This window comes from Caproiciproducens faecalis (assembly GCF_019448085.1).
In the GTDB taxonomy this organism is placed as follows: Bacteria; Bacillota; Clostridia; order Oscillospirales; family Acutalibacteraceae; genus Caproiciproducens; species Caproiciproducens faecalis.
On the sequence record NZ_JAGFNZ010000002.1, the window covers coordinates 449,434 to 469,593 of the forward strand.

General features: G+C 38.3%; 16 protein-coding genes and 2 pseudogenes. 4 read left to right on the forward strand and 14 right to left on the reverse strand.

Going from position 1 to position 20,160, the window contains the following annotated elements; all coding sequences use genetic code 11:
- Both J5W02_RS06475 and J5W02_RS06480 read right to left on the reverse strand, forming a co-directional pair.
- The gene (locus J5W02_RS06475; RefSeq protein ID WP_219964861.1) at positions 1–465 is read right to left on the reverse strand and encodes a hypothetical protein; all 465 of its coding nucleotides are present in this window, start codon (positions 463–465) and stop codon (positions 1–3) included.
- Entirely contained in the window at positions 455–5,968 is a 5,514-nt protein-coding gene (locus J5W02_RS06480) for a DUF4011 domain-containing protein (RefSeq protein ID WP_219964862.1), read from the reverse strand. Before J5W02_RS06480 ends, J5W02_RS06475 begins: the two co-directional genes overlap by 11 nt.
- A gap of 803 nt (positions 5,969–6,771) precedes the next feature.
- Between J5W02_RS06480 and J5W02_RS06485 the strand changes: the two genes are divergently transcribed.
- Positions 6,772–6,963 (forward strand): hypothetical protein, encoded by a 192-nt coding sequence (locus J5W02_RS06485; RefSeq protein ID WP_219964863.1) that lies wholly within the window; start codon positions 6,772–6,774, stop codon positions 6,961–6,963.
- A gap of 35 nt (positions 6,964–6,998) precedes the next feature.
- A complete protein-coding gene (locus tag J5W02_RS06490; RefSeq protein ID WP_255575606.1) occupies positions 6,999–7,970 on the forward strand; it encodes a reverse transcriptase family protein in 972 nt (323 codons plus the stop codon).
- 450 nt (positions 7,971–8,420) lie between these two features.
- Here the strand turns inward: J5W02_RS06490 and J5W02_RS06495 are convergent, their stop codons facing one another.
- The 3 genes from J5W02_RS06495 to J5W02_RS06505 all read right to left on the reverse strand — a co-directional run bounded on the left by J5W02_RS06495 (position 8,421) and on the right by J5W02_RS06505 (position 11,144).
- On the reverse strand, positions 8,421–8,615 hold the full coding sequence (locus tag J5W02_RS06495) for a hypothetical protein (RefSeq protein WP_219964864.1): 195 nt from the start codon (positions 8,613–8,615) through the stop codon (positions 8,421–8,423).
- Positions 8,616–8,984: 369 nt separating this feature from the next.
- Entirely contained in the window at positions 8,985–9,830 is an 846-nt protein-coding gene (locus J5W02_RS06500; RefSeq protein WP_219964865.1) for an alpha/beta fold hydrolase, read from the reverse strand.
- Positions 9,831–9,851: 21 nt separating this feature from the next.
- A complete protein-coding gene (locus tag J5W02_RS06505) occupies positions 9,852–11,144 on the reverse strand; it encodes an SLC13 family permease (protein ID WP_219964866.1) in 1,293 nt (430 codons plus the stop codon).
- Positions 11,145–11,307: 163 nt separating this feature from the next.
- On the opposite strand from J5W02_RS06505, the gene J5W02_RS06510 reads away from it, so the two are divergent.
- Together J5W02_RS06510 and tnpC are read left to right on the forward strand one after the other, a co-directional pair.
- Positions 11,308–12,312: a LacI family DNA-binding transcriptional regulator gene (locus J5W02_RS06510; protein ID WP_219964867.1), complete on the forward strand. Its 1,005-nt coding sequence runs from the start codon at positions 11,308–11,310 to the stop codon at positions 12,310–12,312.
- 422 nt (positions 12,313–12,734) lie between these two features.
- Positions 12,735–13,760, forward strand: a pseudogene (gene tnpC, locus J5W02_RS06515) (IS66 family transposase); the annotation flags it as partial.
- A 118-nt stretch (positions 13,761–13,878) separates the two neighbouring features.
- Here tnpC and J5W02_RS14725 read toward each other — a convergent pair.
- The 9 genes and pseudogenes from J5W02_RS14725 to J5W02_RS06565 form a co-directional block, all read right to left on the reverse strand.
- Positions 13,879–14,825: pseudogene (locus J5W02_RS14725) on the reverse strand (IS3 family transposase); the annotation flags it as partial.
- Between the two features lie 46 nt (positions 14,826–14,871).
- Entirely contained in the window at positions 14,872–15,021 is a 150-nt protein-coding gene (locus tag J5W02_RS14730; RefSeq protein ID WP_255575607.1) for a hypothetical protein, read from the reverse strand.
- 209 nt (positions 15,022–15,230) lie between these two features.
- Complete coding sequence (locus J5W02_RS06535) at positions 15,231–15,935, reverse strand: SHOCT domain-containing protein (RefSeq protein WP_255575608.1); 705 nt, start codon at positions 15,933–15,935, stop codon at positions 15,231–15,233.
- A 414-nt stretch (positions 15,936–16,349) separates the two neighbouring features.
- Positions 16,350–17,738, reverse strand: coding sequence for a tyrosine-type recombinase/integrase (locus tag J5W02_RS06540; RefSeq protein WP_219964872.1), 1,389 nt, complete (start codon positions 17,736–17,738; stop codon positions 16,350–16,352).
- A gap of 98 nt (positions 17,739–17,836) precedes the next feature.
- Entirely contained in the window at positions 17,837–18,070 is a 234-nt protein-coding gene (locus J5W02_RS06545) for a MerR family transcriptional regulator (RefSeq protein ID WP_219964834.1), read from the reverse strand.
- 117 nt (positions 18,071–18,187) lie between these two features.
- Positions 18,188–19,339 (reverse strand): Ig-like domain-containing protein, encoded by a 1,152-nt coding sequence (locus J5W02_RS06550; RefSeq protein WP_219964873.1) that lies wholly within the window; start codon positions 19,337–19,339, stop codon positions 18,188–18,190.
- Positions 19,336–19,608: a hypothetical protein gene (locus tag J5W02_RS06555; protein ID WP_219964874.1), complete on the reverse strand. Its 273-nt coding sequence runs from the start codon at positions 19,606–19,608 to the stop codon at positions 19,336–19,338. Before J5W02_RS06555 ends, J5W02_RS06550 begins: the two co-directional genes overlap by 4 nt.
- Positions 19,601–19,906 (reverse strand): phage head-tail connector protein, encoded by a 306-nt coding sequence (locus J5W02_RS06560; RefSeq protein WP_219964875.1) that lies wholly within the window; start codon positions 19,904–19,906, stop codon positions 19,601–19,603. Before J5W02_RS06560 ends, J5W02_RS06555 begins: the two co-directional genes overlap by 8 nt.
- Positions 19,899–20,159, reverse strand: coding sequence for a Rho termination factor N-terminal domain-containing protein (locus J5W02_RS06565; protein ID WP_219964876.1), 261 nt, complete (start codon positions 20,157–20,159; stop codon positions 19,899–19,901). The genes J5W02_RS06560 and J5W02_RS06565 overlap by 8 nt, the downstream gene beginning before the upstream one ends.
- Position 20,160 lies beyond the last annotated feature (1 nt).

Here is a 20,160-nt window from a genome sequence, read left to right on the forward strand (position 1 = left end):
TCACCTTATCATAGTAATATTTAAATTTTCCTTTACCATTTTCAAAAAATCTTTTCCATTAACTATATCTATATCAGTCCTCGCAAAATCTACACATTTTGAGAACTTCAAGTTAAAATAAGTGAAAATTAGGTAGTTTCTGCTAGCTACAGTGTGCAATATTTCAATATCCTCTTTTGCTAATTCTCTATTTTCAAATAGACATCCTACACCAAACTCCTCGGAACTTCTGTAACATTGGAGAGCAAAAAAGCCTTTATTCTCCTCTACATTGCATGATTTTAAGCCCAATTTAGCTATCAATCTCTTAACTAAACTTATAAAATCGCTTTTTGTAATTAAAAGAGTTAAATCTGTAGAATCATCACTTATTTCCTTGCTTAATAGAACTGGCGGTTCTTCAGATATCCCCTGATCCTTCTGTGTTCTGGTGCAAGTTCCTAGTTCTTCTTGATCAAACTTCATTTTCAGCACCTCTTGTAATTACTTTGTCACTAAGAATATTTACTTTTTGTTGAGCATCAAGTTTATCTAATGCCAATTGTAATGCTTGCGTAATATTTCCACCGGTACGGTTAAACCCATATATTCTTGCAGTTGCTACAAACAGGTCGTCTTTCTTTATTCCAAAACTTTTATCAGCAATTTGATACATTGCTTCTGCCAATTCTTCAGTTGAAATATAAGAAATTGGTCTACTTCCACTTTCACCATCAGGAATTTGCACATCTGCTTCATCTACACCTACAGGCCAACAAAAAACATTTTTCTGAATTATTTCATTCTTCAATTTACCATTCAAAATAAAGTTTACATAAGCTCGAACTTTGCTCGTAGCCTTTTGGTTGCCAAAAAGAATTGCAACTCGTTTACATAAAAGTTCGAAGTGGATTGGATACTCATTTTGAATAACATATCTTAGAATATTTCCACAATAAGTAGCATCATCATCCAAATTTCGTTTGATATCAAATATATTGGTTTCCTTGTATATTTTAAACCCATATAGTTCTGCTTGGCTTACATCTGGATTAATCTCATCCGGACTTTTTTCTTCAATATAGGCATTTTCATCAGTTTGCGGTTCGGAAATATCCTCTTCTAAAAAGTCACCTTCAGAAAAGGACGCCATTGCGTTCTCTATATTTTCAATTAGCTTGCGACCTTCCGTATTTTGATCTTTAATCCAATCTGTTGACCAAATACGATAAATTTTCCAGCCTATATTTTCAAGAACCATTTGTCTAAGCCTATCGCGCTCTCTTGCAGTCCTGGCTGAATGATAAGTTGCTCCATCACATTCAATACCCAAAACGAATCGACCGCTTAAACTTGGGTGCCTGATTGCCATGTCTATACGGAATCCTGAACATCCAACCTGTGTGGCAACATTGTATCCATTTGCAACAAGAAAGTCATATACAGATTCTTCAAACGGCGACTCAACATTAACGCTATCTGGAACTTGTAATTCGTTCACAATAGCAGACTTTCCATTGATTGCAAAATCAATATATGAACGCAACATTTTTGCTCCATCCGAAGTTACTTCAGCGCTTATATCGGTTGGAAGTATTGATCCAACTAATTTCACATTATACTTTGCTCTTGTAATAGCAACATTTAATCTGCGATATCCCCCCGACTTGGTAAGTGGGCCAAAATTCATATACATAATACCATTTTGATCTTTTGCATAACCAATACTGAGAATAATAGTATCGCGTTCATCACCCTGAACATTTTCTAGGTTTTTAATAAAGAAAGATTCTTCTTTTTCCTCATTGAAAAAATCTTCATAACGTTGGTCTTTCAGCCTAATCTGTCTAATTGCAGCTTCCACCGCTTGCTGCTGCGAGCCGCTAAAAGTAACAACACCCAGTGAGCGTTGGGGGAATTTTTGAAAATGTTGAAATACAATTTCAGCTACTTTCTGTGCTTCGACTTGATTATCTCGCTTTCCGCTACGATCATAAATACCATTTGATACATAGACATACTCGACTCCAACATCATGTTCTCGTTCAATACTGGAAGGAAACGTTACAAGATTTTTATAAATCTTTGCATTTGAAAAAGCAATTAAATCTTCATGGCGGCTTCTGTAATGCCATAGCAGAGACCGTTCTGGCAACACAGTTAATGCTTCATCAAGAACAGATTCATACGAATCGGAATCATCATCCTCTTCTTCTGTCTCTGTGTCATAATCAACATCTGTTTTGCTAGCGCTGAAAAAGTTAGTAGGTGGCAGTTGTTTATCGTCTCCTGCAATTATTACTTGTGAACTTCTATAAATTGCACCGACTGCCTCTTCTGTACATATTTGTGAAGCCTCATCAAAAACAACGACGTCAAATTTATAGGTATCGGCATCTAAAAAAAGACTAACCGACAGTGGAGACATCATTAAACATGGTTTGAGTGTTATCAGTAGATTGGGAATTGCTGCAAACAATTTACGAATCGGCATAATTCTACGCTGCTTTCGTAATTCTCGTTTCAATATTCCTATTTCATCTACTGAAGATGTTGGTCTATTAACATCAGGCAATTGAGAAGCCAAACGCTCTTTGACTCTTAGTCTTGCTATTCTCATTTGGTTCATATCAAGTTTCTGAAACTCGCCAATGGTTTGCTCAAAGTTATTGCGTCTAAATGATGCAATTGCCGGTTTCTTTTCAATCATTGCATCTAGCCATAATCTGTAAAACCGTTTTAAAAATATTGGAAGAATCATTTTGCGGTCAATATGCTGATCGGTAATTTGTGAGGTATAATCGTCCAACCCAACTTCTTTACATTTCTCACGGCAATTTCTAAAATCAATCCATTCCTCTAGCTCTGCCAAATTATTCACACAAGCTTTCGCTCTTTCTGATAAATCTGGCAGGTACATAGAATTAAAATCTGCCTTTGTGTCATCAAACAATGAAAGAAAATATTTGTATTCGTTCTGTATTGCACTATACCGCTCCGTTAAAGTTATTTTACTAGACTTTGCTTTTAGGACGGCATCTGCAGACGAGCATATAGAATTGATAAAAGCATCTGGTAAATTATAATTTTCCTTTAATTCTCTAAATGATTTCGCCCAAATCAATGCATTTATAACATTTTCCCAATCAGTATGGATCCCATTAAAAAAGAAGTCAAAATTGTCTCTAAGGCTGTTTTCTCTCAAAGCTACTTGCGTATCAATATCTTGATATCTGGATAAATATTTAAATCCATTCAAAACATTCTTACATGAGCAATTTTCTTTACTTACGCCAGACATTTCACGATAAAGATCATAAAGTTTGGTAAGGTATTCTGATACCTGTTTTGTTTTTTCAATTATCACTTCATAGCTGGTTTCAGCTACATCTACATCAAGTTTTAAAAGTTTGCTTATATTTGGCTTTACATTTGATGCAAAGTCTTCTGTAATTTGTTTTTCTACATCTGTCAATATTTTATTTGCTTCAGAATTGAGAAGTAATTGCTTGAGTTTATCAGGAACTCTTTCACCGTGGAACCAATCAGTAATAGCATTGAAATTTTCAATAGCCTCTTCAAGCGCTGCCCAATCAGTATATTCAGCTAGATACCTCTTACCAAACAGTGATGACATTAGTTCGTGTTTTTCATTTATCCATGACTTCTTAGCGATCGTTTCTTTGAGGTCATTAAGTAAATTGATGATGGAGTCATCCGTTAATTTAACCGATTGATCCTTTGCAAAAGATTGTATTAGCTTTTTATCAGCTTTATAAGAAGGTTTAAATATCTTAAAGAATGACGTATATTCTGTCCTGAATCGACCGAGCATTGCTGAGCAGTCAATTGTAAATATTTCTTTATCATATTTTCCCTGTATATTTTCTGTCGCTTGTTTTAATGACCAATAAACATTTTTTGCTTCATAAAACAGTGACTGAATAATTGTAAATTTACCATTATCAAACCAATCTTCTGATGGGTTGGGCGATAAAAGAATACATCTCAATAGACTTAAAACATTTTGAGTTTCATTAAAGTTGGTTGGACATTTTATGCCTAATAGATTTTCTACCGTTGAAAGAGCATTTTGCAAGTCTTTTACTGTATTTAAAATGGACTGAATGCCAGAGATATTATCATTTTGATTTGATAATACTTCTTCAACATTCTCATAATTTTTTGAATTCAGCAGGGACAATACTGCTTGTGTAACATCTTCAAATGACTGCAAGACTTCTTGGGCAGGCATAGCAAATATACTCTCATCAAATTCAGACAAGAGCCTTTCTTGCAATTCATCATGTTCGGTTTTTAAAGCTTTATACTTTGATGCGTCATCAATCAACGGTGCGATATCAGGTTCATATATCCACGAAACAGGAATGCCGGGGCAGAGCTCAGAAATTGCTAATATCTCAATCAATTGCTCTGTTGAATCTAACGATGAATGAATGCCAAGGCCAAACTCATCATCTAAATTTTTCTCAGCTTCATAAAGAGAATCTATATTACTAATGAAAGTTTTTAGATACTTTTCAATATCATGCCGTAATTCATGCGTTACAGTTTTGACATTGCTTCCTTTCCAAGGATTTCGGTCATACTCACTGCTCATTTTCCCGATCGTATTTGAAAAATCTTTCAGTAAAAACTTATAGCTGTTTAGTCTTTCAATTGTCATATCTGCAACTGATTCAATTGGAAATATCATTTCAGGCACATTAGCCAATTTTGATAATTTTCCTGATATGTCATAAACAGATTTACCTAATGGTTTGCAAATTTCGTGTAACTCAGAATCATATTGATTAAGCTTTTGCTTCTCAGTCTGTAAAAGTTCCAGTTCATACATAGCTTCATCTTTTACAGTGATTCTGTTCATATCAAGTGTTCTTCCGAGTTCGCTGAGAACCTCTTTTTTGTTTGCCTTATGGCTGTGCAAACGAAGGCAAAAATCAGCTAAGCCCACCTCTTTCAAGCGGTTATACACCACTTCCAGAGCAGCCATCTTTTCAGAAACAAACAAAACCTTTTTCCCTTCTGCTAAGCACTCAGAAATAATATTCGTTATTGTCTGACTTTTACCTGTTCCCGGGGGGCCTTGTAGGACAAAACTTATCCCATTTTTTGCGTATAAAATAGCATCCTGTTGGCTGGAATCTGCATCAACCACCTGAAAGACATCAACAGGCCTCTCATTTTTGTCAAAATCATAATTATCGTATTCTTCTGGTAAAGTACCAATTTCACTCTTATCACCAGTTAGCCCTTTTATAACCGGGTTATTCAGTAACTTTTCTTTGTTTTTATCCAAATCTTTATACATATTTATTTTTAGAAATGAAAAAAGGCTAAGCTGTGCTTCTTGTATGACCGTCCATCCATTAGCAGCCACAATATTTTCTATTTGGGTCAAATATTCAAGTATTGATATATCTTCACTGTCTTCAAAAGAAGGCAGATTAATTCCATAATCGTTTTCGAGCTTAAAACTCAAAGTCGGATTGACTACCACATCATCTTCATAAAGAGAGATCTTGAATGGTGATGTAATTGACTCAATAGTAAGTGATACTGGCACCAGAACAATAGGCGATAATAAGTGCTGATTGCTGTGTTCTGACTCTGTCCAATTCAAGAATCCAAAAGCAATATATAGAATATTCACGCCTTGCTCATCAATTGAAGACTTTGCTTTATTTCTAATATTTAGAAGTGTTTTATTTTGGTCATCTTTTTTTCTGTTAGAAAGGATCCGTTTTTCTTCAATCTGTTCCGGATATTCTTCATCATCTTGAACATCAAGGAATTCAAGTATAGTCCCATTTTTTACGATGATATTATACAATTCTTCAATTTCAGGCATGGCAAGTTTTAAACTTGATCGCTTTGTTTCGTGAAAAGCAATCAGTTTATTTCTCTTGCCTAAATCCAGCAAATTCTTTTTCCACTTTTCAATGTATTGCTCTGATCGTTCCGCCATACTATCACCTATACCAAGCATTAATATTTAGTAATTATCACCACAATTATAATCCTCATACAAATTAATAGCAAGGTTTATCCAGTACTTTCATCCCAATTTGCACTGTATTGCTAATACAAGTCCCATTATTAGTACTGACACAAAAAAGTGCCCACCGGTTAAGGCAGGCACAAGATCATTTAAATAGCTTGAAAATATCTGATAAGCCAAATGTTGTTCGGTGATAAACTCTATTATAAGTAGCCTTTTTAGGGTTAGTAATCCAACCATAACCACGAGGTGCTTTTAAACCAAGACTATGCAACGTTTCACGCTTGTCCTTGCTGCGATGCTCTTATTAAAGGTCGGTTTCCGCATGCTAAATTTCATGGTAATTTTACTAATAATCTTTCTAATTTCGCCTGCATAAACTTGTGAATTGCCATATTTTATGATATAATAATTCCACCAGTGTAAATAGTCAGATCCTTTCCCATTTGGTTCACACGAAAGTGTGGGCGGCATTGCGTTTATGAAACGTTAATGCAATCAACCCTGCGACATATCTGGCCTCCCCATCATGCATCATCACATCTACACACCGATATCGTTCGATGTTAATGTTGTTGCACGATTGTGTATATCTATGATGGTGAGTTGCTATTGAAGTTGTCGGGAAGAAAGTTCCTCAAGTGTTTTTGGGGAGTTCGAACTGTGCTGGTGTTATTGGTATACGGCTATATTATCTCTTTGTTATTGGCGGAGTGGGGAGACTCCCAAGCATTCCGCGAGGGAGCCAATAATAACAAGGAGGTGGCATCATGAAGAAGAGAGCGGACAACCCCTCTGTTACTATTAATATTTTTAGTGGTAACAAAATTTCTCTTGATGGAAAATCTATGGTTTACATTCTTGTAGTACTCGTATTCCTAACACTGGTTATATCAATTTGTGATCCTGAACTGCGTGCTGATCTTATCCGTTCGCTGATTGGCATGGCATCGGCTCACTAATACCAGCACACTTTTTAAAGAACGAGGTGTATGCCTTGACATATAACAATTGTAAAATTTATCAATTAAAATGTAAGAAAGTTTTAAAATATCTACTGAAGATATCAGATAATAGTGTATTTAATCAGTGGTATGTTGCATCGCTGATCGAACCATATATAGATATCAGTAGAGGGAAGCCCCGACTGATTGAACCACCAAGTCTCATGCTAAAGAGTATGCAGACACGATTAAAAAACATGTTGGGTACAATTGATGTACCGATAAATGTTTTTTCTGGCATTAAAGGGCGTTCTTATGCTCAAAATGCACAGTGGCATAAAGGAAACAAGTTTGTTTATAAGATCGATTTGACTGCCTTTTTCCCAAGTATATCTCGGGAAAGGGTTTATTCTTTTTTTAAGGAAAAGTTAAGAACTTCTCCTGATATTGCTGAATTTTTGACAAACATTACAACAGTCAATTTAGACTTATCAAACATCAAATCTATGGAAGAAATAAACATATTTCTTGAATCTAAAAATATTACAACCCGAAACCATTTAATTTCTGGTGCACCGACCAGCCAAATACTCTCTTACTTAGCCAATCAAGATATGTTTAATGAAATTCAAAAGCTTTCTGATCACAACAATATTACGATGACAATTTATGTGGACGATTTAACTTTTTCCTCTACAGATCATATATCAAATAATTTTAAGCAGGAAATTTTTTCAGTCATTAGAAAATACGGATATCATATTTCCAATAAAAAAGTGAAGGGATATTCCAAATTTTATCCTAAATTAATTACTGGAGTAATTATATCTAAGGATGGCAATATTGCTGTCAAAAACTCGCTAAGACTGAAAACAATTAACGAACTAAATACACTTAAGCAAGCTCCACAAAATACTACTTCTAGGAAAAGGCTTAGAGGTTTAGTAACTGCTACACGACAAGTTGAGCCAAATGCCTATCCTTCCATTCATCAGTTTGCTTTTGATAAGAAATATAAAGTTTGAATTCCAAGCAATTTTATCCCGTAAACATCAAATAAACATCAAGCAAACATCAGAAAAAGTGGCTTAACTTCCGGCTATTTGCGACAATCTCATACCTAGCTAAACATCAAATAAACGTCAAATTGTAGGTTTTAACTTTGCGAGCGTTTTTTTGAGAATAGAAAAAAGTCCCACAAGCGGCGGTCTAAAGCCATTTGTAGGACTAAGTTGTGGTTGCGGAGGCAGGATTTGAACCTACGACCTTCGGGTTATGAGGGAATATTTTCTTTTATAGCATTTTATTATTATCTCTGATAATCTCGGGTTATTGCGGGTATTCATTACTTTCACTTACGGTAATCTCAAGCGATTTAATGCCATTTGTAATGGTAATAAACAGCAAATAAACATCTACTTGTAGGTTCCTTTCGTTTCAAATTCGCAGCAAGTAATTTCTTGTATGTAAAGATTTTATTGTGTTATCCGCCTGCCACCAAATTGATACGCCTGATTGTCCAACTCACACAGAGCATCTTCCACCCGCCAAACAACATCGCGGTATATCTTAAGAAGGAGCTTGGCATTGTGATATTTTTGCTTGTCAAATTCTTTGTCCCGCGTAATTAGGTCGTTCAACTTTTCAATCGTGTCTTGAGTTGTCCCCATATTTTACCTCCCTCATTGATTTAATTGGTGGTAGAACGCCGTGATTCAACCGGTTAAGTGGTGGCTAATGAACATTTGTTCCATAGTTATTATACGCAAACATTAGTTCTGATTCAACGAACAATTAATGTTAAAAGTTTTTGTCAGTAAATCCCTCTCGATATATACCCTAATCAAAAACCGCCGTTACAATTTCAGATATTATAACTGGTACTTATGGGGATATAATATAATTAAGTATAATTTCATTCCGCAAAGGATGGAGAAATAGTGACTTACAGACTTACACTGGCAAGTGTGGTCCAGCTTTGATGGACACACCGAAAAGAAAAAGGGCCGCACAAAGTGCAGCCCCCTCTTAAGGGTACATTATTCATTTATAATTTTCTTAAAGTAATGTCCGTCATTCTCATGAACATTATCTAAGAAGAATGCTATTTCGTAAGAGACCTCTTCCACAAATATTCTCCAGGGTTCATTGTGAGAAAAGCCATGATACAGAATCAGTTTACTATGCGGAATGCATTCTACTGTACGAACCATTAAATCAGTTCTTGAAATAGGGTCTTCAGTTCCACCAATTACCAAAGTAGGTATCTGAATGGATCTTAGGAATTCCTGTGTATTTGCCTCATTTTCAAATTCCAGCAGTGGACGCTTATAATCCTGTTTCTTTTCTTCAGGAGACTGATGATCAAGCTGCTCAATCTGCATGTACTCAAGGTCCTGGCGTACTCTTTCCACAACTGCATCATCATGGAAATATTCAGCAGGTACAGACATAGGCTTTACCTTTTCGCCTCTTAAGAGTCTTGTTCTGTAAGAAACAAAGCCTTCATCCAGATTGTAAGGTCCGGGAACGATTGCTGCAAAAGCATTTAATCTGTCCTGATAACTCTTACAAATATGCCAACCGGTTCCCGCTCCATGTGAATCTCCAGCATAGGTAAACTTGCCAATTCCTTTTAAATCAGCAAATGTGATTACGTCCTTTGCCCATATATCCCACAATGCAGGTCCCATATCAACATCCAAATGATCCGATTTCCCAAAACCTCGGTTTGTAAGCAGAAATACATGATAGCCATGCTTACACAAGTCTCGAATTGAAGAATACTTAGGGTAATCTATCATTGTACAAATGACATATCTGTCTCCTGTTCCAAATTCTTCGTAATGAATATTTACTCCTTGACTTATTTCAATCTTCGGCATAGATATCTCCTTTTTGCTATATTATCCTAATACTCCGAGTACAGCTAATAATGTTACGATAACACCCATCATAATTGCCAAACCTAACTGCTGGTTAGCAACCTTGTTGGAATGGCTTTCAGGACAACCTGTAATACAGATTGCACCACCCATTGAATAAGGTGAAATACTTGTTGCAATCATACCCAACTGAGATGCTACTGCGATTGTTGCGCCAGATACACCATAGGATACAAGTGCAGGTGCAAGTGCAATGATAAGTGGAGTAATAACTGCGCCTGATACAAAGAGGCTTAAGAATCCACATACAGCTGTAAGGAAAGGAATGATAACCTTTACAGGTAATGTGCCTGACTCAAGAAGTGCCTTGATTGCATCAGTAACGCCAAGACTGCTTGCTTCACCCATTAACATTGCCATACCACATACCATGATGATAAGTCCCCAGGGGATCTGGTTCTTGATAACATCATTAGTATCAGCTGTCTTTGCAAGGTGCATTGCTACGATACCAACTGCTGAAAGTACCTGAATTGTTAAGTTGCCCTTCATCCATCCTGTTACAGGATTAGGAAGTACTAACTGAATAAGTGTAGGTAAAATAAGGAGAACGATTACTGATAAGACAATTGTCATTGTTCTCTTCTGTTCTTTTGTAATCTCAATCTTTTCATTGCTAAGGATATCTGCAGAAGCCTTAACCTTCCAACCCTTAAGTACGAAGTAAGAGATGAGTATGAAAGAAATATTGATAACACATACAACTGCGAAGAGTCTTAAGAAACCAGCTTCTGCTGCTTTCATACCAATTGCTTCACCGAACCATGATGAAAAGGTTGCGTAGTTAGCCAGCCAGGGAGCCCATGAACCTGCACATGTTCCCCAAAGAAGAATTGAAGCAAGAATAGGTGGAAGTCCTGCTGAAATAATAAACGCAAATGCAATAGGGCTTAAGAACAAAAGGATGGAATCGGTTGAAGCGCCTGCAAATGCCATTAAGAAAGGTATTGCAAAGAAAAGTAATGGTAACAACCAGGGCGCACCCTTAAAGTTCTTAAATAAATACTTGGTAATGCTTAACATTGTTCCGTTTGCTGTAGCATAACCAAAAAAGAATGTAACCAAGAACATGTTAACGAATAGTCTCGCTGAAAACAGACTAACTACCCCGTTAACGCCAAGTCCGGTAATTGAAATTCCAAAAATAAAAGCGAACGCAATCGCAATCAGACCAGCATTAATCTTTAGCTTTTTGCCACCCAGTACGGAGATTAAAATTGCTGCTATAAATAGTATCAGTCTCACATAGGTCATAATTTTTGTCCCCCAATCCTTAAATTTAGTTTACTTTCTTCCGCGGATAATGTAAGATTACATCATAGGATAACTAACATCAATTAGTATTTTAGTGTTTTTTACCTAAAAACAACCTAATCGGTTAGGCCGATTACATTTTGAAGCAATGGGGGTTGCAAAAATGTCTATTAGTGCTAAGGAACTATCTAAAATTCTAAATTTGTCTACCGCTTCGGTTTCCGTAGCGCTTAACAACAAACCCGGTGTAAGCACTGCTACCAGAAAACGTATTCTGGAAGCAGCGAGGGAGTACGGTTACGATTTCTCAACCACTACAAAGGAAGGAAAACTCACCGGATCGATCTATTACATTAGGTACATCAACTATAATTCACCACAGGAAGCCCCTTTCTTTGGCTACCTTGCTTCCAGTCTTGACCGGATTTTCGCTTCTGAAGGCTATAAGTATAAGAGCATGAAGCTCTACGGCGACGAGAATATTGATGCCAATTTGGAAAGAATTAAGTTCTCCGACTGTACAGGTATTCTTTTGTTAGGTACGGATATTACGGAGGAAAGGCTGAAAAGTTTTCTTTCGCTAAATCTACCACTTGTATTAATGGATACCTGGTTTACAAAGCCTTCGGTAAACTGTGTGAAGGTAAATAATCTCCAAGGTGCATATCTAGCAACCGAATATCTGATTAAAAAGTACAAGTGCCAACCCGGTTATTTGCAGTCTTCTCTTCGTCTTTACAACTATGAGGAGCGATATATCGGATACTGCCAGGCCCTTGAAAAGTATAGAATGAGTGTCAGAAACAGCGATATCATAGTAACACTGCCCAACATGTACGGTGCTGAAGCAGACATGAATGAAATAATGAAGCACAAAACCCAGTTTGCGCGATGCTATATTGCAGATACCGATGCCCAGGCAGTGGGTTCCATGATGGCCTTCCAGTCAAAGGAGTACAAGCTTCCCGACGATGTGGCACTGGTTGGTTTTGATAACTCTTTCTTTTCCGAGGACTCCAAGCCAGGGCTTACCACAATTGAGACCTACCCTTCTTATATGGCATCTACAGCAATAAACCGTTTACTGGAACTAATCTCAGAGGGTCCGCAGACGGTTCCCATGAAAATCGAAATAGGAACCACTTTGATTGAAAGAGGTTCTTCATAAATGTCAATCGAGTAGGTGATGCTGTATCATGCCTTAGGTGGTTTGTCCAACAATATTTTTGCTTCGAAGTATACGTATTATATTCCAGATAAGGAAGAACTAATAGAGCAGGTGGAAAAGGTAATTAACAGATTACAGGCAAAGTTTTATGTGTGTTTCACCTACATTGATAAAAGTAAAGTATAAAATTTATTTTTATATGTAACCTTTTAGAATATTTAACGAATAATTAGTATCAAACAAAAGAAAATCAAACGAGGTGCACTTCATATGATTTCTGACAAATCACTGTATTATTCCTTCTTGGAGGGTGATATACCATCCTTTGAAGAGCTTGTAATACGACATCGTCATAGTTTGGTTTATTTTATAATGCAATATGTCAAGAGCTATCAAATAGCTGATGCACTGCCTGTGAAAAAGCAAATGGGGAAACTGTGATTCAAAAAGCAGCCACTCCTGTACCGGTGATGAAAAAGAGCATGGCAGCGCCGGCGACTGTCGCCTACGTTATGCAGGAGAAATACGAAAACGCAGTGCCGCTATACCGGCAGGAACGCTTTTGGAAAAGCAAGGGTGTCGAGCTGAACCGGAATACGCTTGCAAACTGGGTTGTCCGCAGCAGCCGGTGGTTTGAGCCGGTGTGTGAATATCTACACAACACGCTGCTGCAAGGTGACATTGTCCATGCAGATGAAACGGAGTTTCAGGTGCTGAAAGAAGACGGGCGTACCGCAGCGCAAAAATCCCGGATGTGGGTATTTTGTTCCGGCAAAAGCGAAGAAAAGCAGCTTGCACTTTACCGGTATGCGCCCAGCCGTTCCGGCAAGGTGGCAAGTGAGATGTTGAACGAATTTACCGGATATTTACAGACAGACGGCTATCAGGGCTACAATGCGGTAGAAAACGTGACGCACGTTGGCTGTTGGGCACACGCCCGTCGAAAGTGGGCGGACTGCCTGCCGAAAAATATGCAAACGGACGGCAGCAAAGCCGCGCTGGCGCTGGAACTGGTAAAGCGGCTGTTTACTCTGGAAGATATATTCAAAGAATTACCGTCTGAAGAACGAAAATCAAAGCGTGCAGAACAGTCCAAGCCTGTTCTGGATGCTTACTGGTCGTTGGTCGAAAATATCAACGGAAACCAAGGCTCCAATCTTGAAAAAGCACAAACCTATTCCCTGAATCAACGTAAAACATTGGACACATTTTTGCTGGATGGGCATATCGAGATGACCAACAATCGTGCCGAACGGGCAGTGAAACCATTTGTGATTGGACGCAAAAATTTTTTGTTTGCGGATACCACCCGCGGTGCCTGTGCAAGTGCCCGCTGCTACAGCGTAATTGAAACCGCGCGGATGAACAACTTGGATATCTGCTGCATCTTCTTGCGGAGTTACCCAAATTTGGCGAGAAGCCAACCCACAAGCAGCTTGAATCTGTGATGCCGTGGTCACTAACGCTCCCTGAATATTGCCGCAAAGGTAATCCAATTGAAATGAAGGACGTAGTCCGCACCTAAAGTGCTCTGAAATGACCCCAAAAAGTTAGACAAAAATAGAATTAGGCAGATTGAAGGGCTTGAATCCTGTACTGAACAGGGCTCAGACCCTTTAATTTTGATTTAATACGAAGGTTGTTGTAATAATCAAGATACTCAACAAGTTCGTGTTTAAAATGCTCCATGGAAGTAAAGTCCTGCAAGTAAAGTAACTCGGTTTTATGAATGCCAAAGAAATTTTCAATGACAGCATTGTCCCAACAGTTTCCCTTGCGGGACATGCTCTGCCGAACACCTTTTTCTCTAAGCATTTTTTGGTAGGGTTTCATTTGGTACTGCCACCCTTGGTCAGAATGGAGAATGAGGTTGGTCTGGCTGGGTATTTTTTGAAAAGCTAATTCCAACATCTCTACTGTTTGAGAAAATCAAGAATGTTCACTAATGCAGTAGCTAACGATTTCGCGATTATACAAATCAAGAATAGGAGATAGATACAGCTTTTGCCCAAACAGAGAAAACTCTGTTACGTCGGTGACCCATTTCTCATTAGGTCTGTCCGCATGGAAATTTCGATTTAGCAGATTAGGAGCCACTTCGCCTGCCTCTCCTCGGTATGAATTGTATCTCTTCATCCGAACCCGACAAAACAATCCGAGCTGCCGCATTAAGCGCTGTACTGTCTTGTGATTAATACAGATTTTTCGGTTGTGCAACTCAGTTGTAATTTGCCGGTAACCATACCGCTTCCTATGCTCTTCATAGATCGATATGATTTGAGTTTTCACGGATTCATACTTGCTCGGCTTCTCCAGCTGCTTGGCATGGTAGTAATAGGTGCTGCGCGGAATGTCGGCAATTTCAACCAGTAAAGTGACCTTAAACTCATGCCTTAGCTCCCAGATCACTTGTGCTTTCTGTTTTGCTGTTCTTCTTTTAAAACCAAGGCATTCAATTTTTTTAGGTAGGCAACCTCTGCTCTTAACCGTTGATTTTCAGCTATCAAATCTTCTTCTACTTGCTTTTCTAATTTGGGTGGTCGACCTTTTCTTGTTCCACTATTCGTTCGTGTCTATGCTGTAATTCCGGTACGCCTGATACAAGGCACCAGAGCTTTCACGAAAACTGGCAGCAAGTTCACACTTGTCCTCAAGAAAATGGCCAAACCAGTCGTTCTGCGCGCGGTACTCCTCAATTGCTTTCTGCACACATGCCGGTACCGGAATTTTGTAGTCCAGAGCAATGACCTTCTGGGCACCTTCGATGATCCATGTGAGGATGCTCTCACCGGCGTTGTTGTAAAGATAATCTAATGTGTCAGAGTAATAATACTTGGCTATGAGTAAAACCTACGCCACTCCAAAATGTTTCGTAATGACAAAATTCAACTTCATAATATTGATTCGTTTGGCTCTCCTTATAGCCCCATTATTTGTTTTTTCTTAATTTCAAACTCTTCTTGAGTAATAATTCCGGTATCCAGCAAGTCTTTCAGCTTTTTTAATGTTTCAATTTGAGCATCCACATCCATAGCAGGACTTGTTTCAAGTTTCGGAATCTCTTCCTCATTTGTTTTCTTACCTAGCAAGCCTTTTGTGACGCTTAATACTCCCGTAAGGGCATTGCCGCCTTTTGCCTGAGCCTGTGCTTTCTTACCAAACCCACCAAAAACAGCACCTACCACACCGTTTTCAACAACACTTTTAATCGCACCAACGGTACTAATACCAAAAGTATCATCTACAAGATTCACAGCACCCTTGACTTTTTTTGCGCCTCGTTCCGACATTGACTTTCCGGATACTAATTTATTAGCAGCGTTTGCAAACTTGTAAGCTTCAATTTTCGAATAGAAATCAAAAATTATCTCCGTATTGGTAAGGTAGATTTCAACCATACAGTCATGCTGCTTGATTTGAGGAACATCATTATAGACTTTAATTTCTTTAACTGGAAAGCTCTTCAAGTCAACTTGCTCACTAGAAAAAAACTTTTTTGTCTTGGTAATGACCACAATGTTAATGTTAGTCAGAAGCAATTCGCTACTTGTCTTATTGTTACCGAAAGTAGCTCGGCCCTTATAGAGCACTGCTTCGTCTGACTGTAAAGAATAATCTTCCATAATCTTGTCTCCTTGCATTTTTGTATTTCTTTAATCTAATGGACAAATTGAGTTATCCACTTTCTCAAAATAGCCTTTGTAATTTTCGCGGAGAAATAGAAGGTGCATCGCTCTTGCAGATTTTGAAACTTATGAGTTTCCTCCTACTTGAGCTTTCCTTACCAAATTTATATCTTACATATTGCATTATTGCATATTTGATTTTAATTAAGAATAGCATACCACAAATGGTTATATTTCACAATTAATTGCTAAATTTCTTTAAGGTATTACATTATCAGATGGACTTTTTCTAAGCCACAGATTTCAATGTTGAATATTGGACATAACCTATATATTCACAATAAAATAGGCCGGTACAGAAATTGAATGATCAACTTCCATACCGGCTCTCATTTGTTGCTTTATTCACTTTTACCCTAATCTTCTTGTAATTCCCCTTGGTGTCAAAATATCATCCAATGCATCTGCTGCCATTTCATCAGCCGTTTTAATGGCATGAGCATAAATATTTTCTGTAGTGGAAGTTTGCGCGTGACCTGCTCGGTATGATACTGTTCGCAATGGAACACCCGCTGCAATCAACAAAGTAATATTGGTATGTCGAAGCGAATGTATCGTTATCTGCGGTAAATCAGTCTTGGCAATAAACTCGCGGAACCAACCGGTAATGGAATCCGGGTGGATTGGCTTGCCGTCACACTGCGTAAAGATTCGGTCGGAAACTTCCCACCTGTCGCCCATTTTCAAACGTTTCTCTGTTTGCCAAATCTTGTATCCTTTCAAAACCTCAAAAGCCTGTGAGGGTAGTTTAATCGTGCGGTCGGAAGTTTCAGTTTTGGTTTCTTTGGTGTAAATGCCTTTACCTGCAACATATTGGGAAGAACGGCGTACCGTAATCAAATGGTTTTCAAAATCAATATCTTTCCATTCAAGGCCGCACATTTCACCTCTACGAAGGCCACTGTATAAAAACATTTTTATCATCGTCTGATGCGGCACTGATTCAGGTTCCAAAAGCCTAAGTAGTTCTGCCGTTTGCTTTTCATCGAGATATTTCGCTTCAGTTCTCGCCACCTTTGGAGGCTTCACCCTAGAAGCCGGATTACTGGGGATGACCTGCCAAAAGACTGCTTGATTCAGGATTGCCGATATCAGTCGATGATGGTGCTTAATTGTTTTGTTTGATAAACCATTGATTGGCTTTGAAGGTTCAAATCCCTCTTCAAAAAGAATGCCGAGCACTCCACACACTTTACGCGCGGTTTGCTCGGCTACTGGCTTATTCTTAAAAACATTATAAATGGTATTTAAGTGAATATCGGTTAATTTTGAAAGAGTGTCCCTTGTATACCCTTTTTCCTCAAATGCCTCCAGCAAATCATCAGTTGCTAAAAACGATAATCCACGATGGTTAATATCACTGCCCATATCCTTGTAAAGTTCCATTAGGTGATGGGGTTGAAGCTTATCCAACTTGATATGCCCAATCGCCGGTAAAATACGCTTCAGCATGGACTGATACCTTGCATAGGTTTTGGGAGAAAGGTTGACTTCGGCATAATCCCTGCACCATCGCTCCGTGAATTCCGCAAAGGTAACGCTTCCATCCAATACCTGCCCGGACATTACCTTTTTTTCGAACATTACCGATTGCTCGTTTAGCGCCTTTTCAATTTGTCTTTCGGTCATGCCTTCTTCTGGTTTCCACGTCATTGTCTTTCGGATTTGTTTGCCAGTAGTATCATAACCAGTGCTGACCATAATAAAGTAAGCGCCATTGCGCTCCCTAATTGATGCCATTTGAATATCTCCTTTTATTGATTTTTTGCTTTTGTGGACACCATGTTACCTCTGACACCTACAATTAGCAAGTTGATTTTGATGTTTATTTTTTGATTTTATTGAATTATTTTCAAAGGATTTTTGTAGCCCGGCAGCACGTCTTCCGGCTTGGTTCCCTTGAGATATTCAAACAATACATCGAGGTCAATCAGATATTTTTTGCCCGCTTTCACGCAGGGGATCTGACCCGACACCACCATACGGCGCAGTGCATTAGGGGTAATGGCGGTTTCGTTATCTTGTTCTTTTATGTAATTATAAGTTTCTGTTAATGTTCTGAGTCTTGGCATATATAAATTTCTCCTTCTATTTCTGTTTTATATTTTTATAATATTGTAATTTCCTAGCGGTAGGAATTCTTGTACTCATATTTTGGAGGAATGTGTTTTCCCATTTCTCTATCTGCTTTACGTATATGAAATAATTAAAACATTGAGATCGTAAAATACAGTGCTGTCATCTGACAGTGTGGCGGTAAGTATTACGCTATGCCCAATATAAGCATTGTTATTAAGCGCAGCCAGTTTGCAGGTTGTACCTGTCATATCAGACAATGTTGCCATGACATCTCCGGTGTAATCTTTGTTTTTCACCGACCAAGTCACCGATTTTGTGGTAATAGCTGTGCCGTTTTCATAAACAACAGCGGTAAATGGCTTTGGATAACCGCCGACTCTTATTTCAGCAGTGTTTTTGAAGGTAATCTCTACCGAGTAGCTTGGCGTTACCGTTCCGGTTACCTTTGTGGATACAGTCACCGCTGCTTGAGGATACCCGGAAACAACAGCGGTAATTGATGCCTCGCCATTGGAAATTCCGGTTATTAACCCAGTATTGCTGACTGTTGCAATTGCTTCATTGGATGATGTGCAGATAATTTGCGGCAGGGTTGAAACCTGACTGCCTTTATCAGTGACAATTAAAATAAGCTGTGTAGTTCCACCTACAGTCACCTCAATTGGCTGTTGATTCGAAACCGTAATTGCATATTGATGGTTGTGCTTATAATAATCGGCAATTTCATTCTGCTTATCGTCATCATCTATAAACACGTCTTTGTCGGCATGAATCATATTGAGACCCTTTTTACTCCGGTCAACGCCACTGACTTTCCAAGCGTAGCCAAGCTTGATGAACCTCGCATTGATTTCAATTTTATCGGAATACTCATTTGATGGCACTGTAACAATAATTTCTCCGGCGGCAGTATTGATTACTTTCCCATTTTCAACATAAGCACCGACGGAATCAATCATGGAATCAAACTCATGGAGAATTTCGCCGATATACACTTTTATTACAAAATCGCTTTCTCTTATTTTGGCACGATAAGTTTTACTGTTTTCTTCCGGCTGAGAAATGACGACCCACTTTTTGTTCTGATATACGATGATATCTCCGGTTGTAATGGGTACATCGGTTCGTAAATATTGATCATCATAATAGGTTGGATTTTCACTTGCACTGCTTATGATACCAAAATTTTGTACTCCATTAATCGTGATCTGTTGACCTTTTTCAAATTGAAAGAAGTTCCACAATTTTTCAATACGATTCATATCGCGCCACGCTCACATTCATAGAGCCAAAGTTCTAAATAATCGCTGTAAGGCTTTATCTTCATAACTTTATAAAGCTTACTGCTGTTCTTTAAATAGGACTGGTCGTCTATTTGAGGAAGAGCTTCACAGAATGCTCTTTTTGTAATTTCAATATCAATGCCATCCTCAAAAGTCATGGTTTTTTCAAACGGCTGTATGTCCGCATCGGTTTCAGCAATCTGTTGAAAGGAACCATTCAGTATTTGAATCTGTGTATCTTTAAACATCTGCCACCCCCACTGTTATTTTGGGAACAGGCAGTGCTGCCTTAATTGACTCAGGGATACCCAATTCAAATGCAACGCTCTTTTCTCCTTCGGTTTTCTGCGTATAACCTTTGCTGTCCCTATTTTTGTACAAATAAACAGCCAATTCTGCAACCGTATCGTCATAACCCACTAAGGCCGCAACATTGCAATAAAGCAGAGCCATTTTATTTGCCTGAGTAATATAGTGATCCAAAACTTTGTCCTTTGATGTATCTGTGCTGTCGATACCGAGCAACATCTTTACAAGTTCAAGCATTTGGTTCCTCCGTTTCTTTCAGTATATGCAGAAGTTCCTCTTTTTTCATACCGATTCCGTTAAGTCCTTTTGATTTTGCATATTCGGTCAATTCCTTATAATTCATTTCTTCCAACTCTGGTAAAATGTAATATCCGTTTTCTTCAAACCAAGAAAGAAGGCGGGAGTCCGTTGAGACCCCCACCCCGTTTACAAAGTTGATTCCTGCGGATATACCGTTATACTTTTCGTTTTTAGAGTATATCCTCGCCATA

Excerpts from the sequence above, each read along its gene's own strand:
- J5W02_RS06500 (WP_219964865.1), bottom strand. The coding sequence starts at position 9,830 with ATGCCGAAGATTGAAATAAGTCAAGGAGTAAATATTCATTACGAAGAA.
- J5W02_RS06535 (WP_255575608.1), bottom strand. The coding sequence starts at position 15,935 with ATGGAAGATTATTCTTTACAGTCAGACGAAGCAGTGCTCTATAAGGGC.
- J5W02_RS06475 (WP_219964861.1), bottom strand. The coding sequence starts at position 465 with ATGAAGTTTGATCAAGAAGAACTAGGAACTTGCACCAGAACACAGAAG.
- J5W02_RS06485 (WP_219964863.1), top strand. The coding sequence starts at position 6,772 with ATGAAGAAGAGAGCGGACAACCCCTCTGTTACTATTAATATTTTTAGT.
- J5W02_RS06560 (WP_219964875.1), bottom strand. The coding sequence starts at position 19,906 with ATGCTTGAACTTGTAAAGATGTTGCTCGGTATCGACAGCACAGATACA.
- J5W02_RS06480 (WP_219964862.1), bottom strand. The coding sequence starts at position 5,968 with ATGGCGGAACGATCAGAGCAATACATTGAAAAGTGGAAAAAGAATTTG.
- J5W02_RS06545 (WP_219964834.1), bottom strand. The coding sequence starts at position 18,070 with ATGCCAAGACTCAGAACATTAACAGAAACTTATAATTACATAAAAGAA.
- J5W02_RS06495 (WP_219964864.1), bottom strand. The coding sequence starts at position 8,615 with ATGGGGACAACTCAAGACACGATTGAAAAGTTGAACGACCTAATTACG.
- J5W02_RS06565 (WP_219964876.1), bottom strand. The coding sequence starts at position 20,159 with ATGGCGAGGATATACTCTAAAAACGAAAAGTATAACGGTATATCCGCA.
- J5W02_RS06555 (WP_219964874.1), bottom strand. The coding sequence starts at position 19,608 with ATGTTTAAAGATACACAGATTCAAATACTGAATGGTTCCTTTCAACAG.
- J5W02_RS06510 (WP_219964867.1), top strand. The coding sequence starts at position 11,308 with ATGTCTATTAGTGCTAAGGAACTATCTAAAATTCTAAATTTGTCTACC.
- J5W02_RS06505 (WP_219964866.1), bottom strand. The coding sequence starts at position 11,144 with ATGACCTATGTGAGACTGATACTATTTATAGCAGCAATTTTAATCTCC.
- J5W02_RS06550 (WP_219964873.1), bottom strand. The coding sequence starts at position 19,339 with ATGAATCGTATTGAAAAATTGTGGAACTTCTTTCAATTTGAAAAAGGT.
- J5W02_RS06540 (WP_219964872.1), bottom strand. The coding sequence starts at position 17,738 with ATGGCATCAATTAGGGAGCGCAATGGCGCTTACTTTATTATGGTCAGC.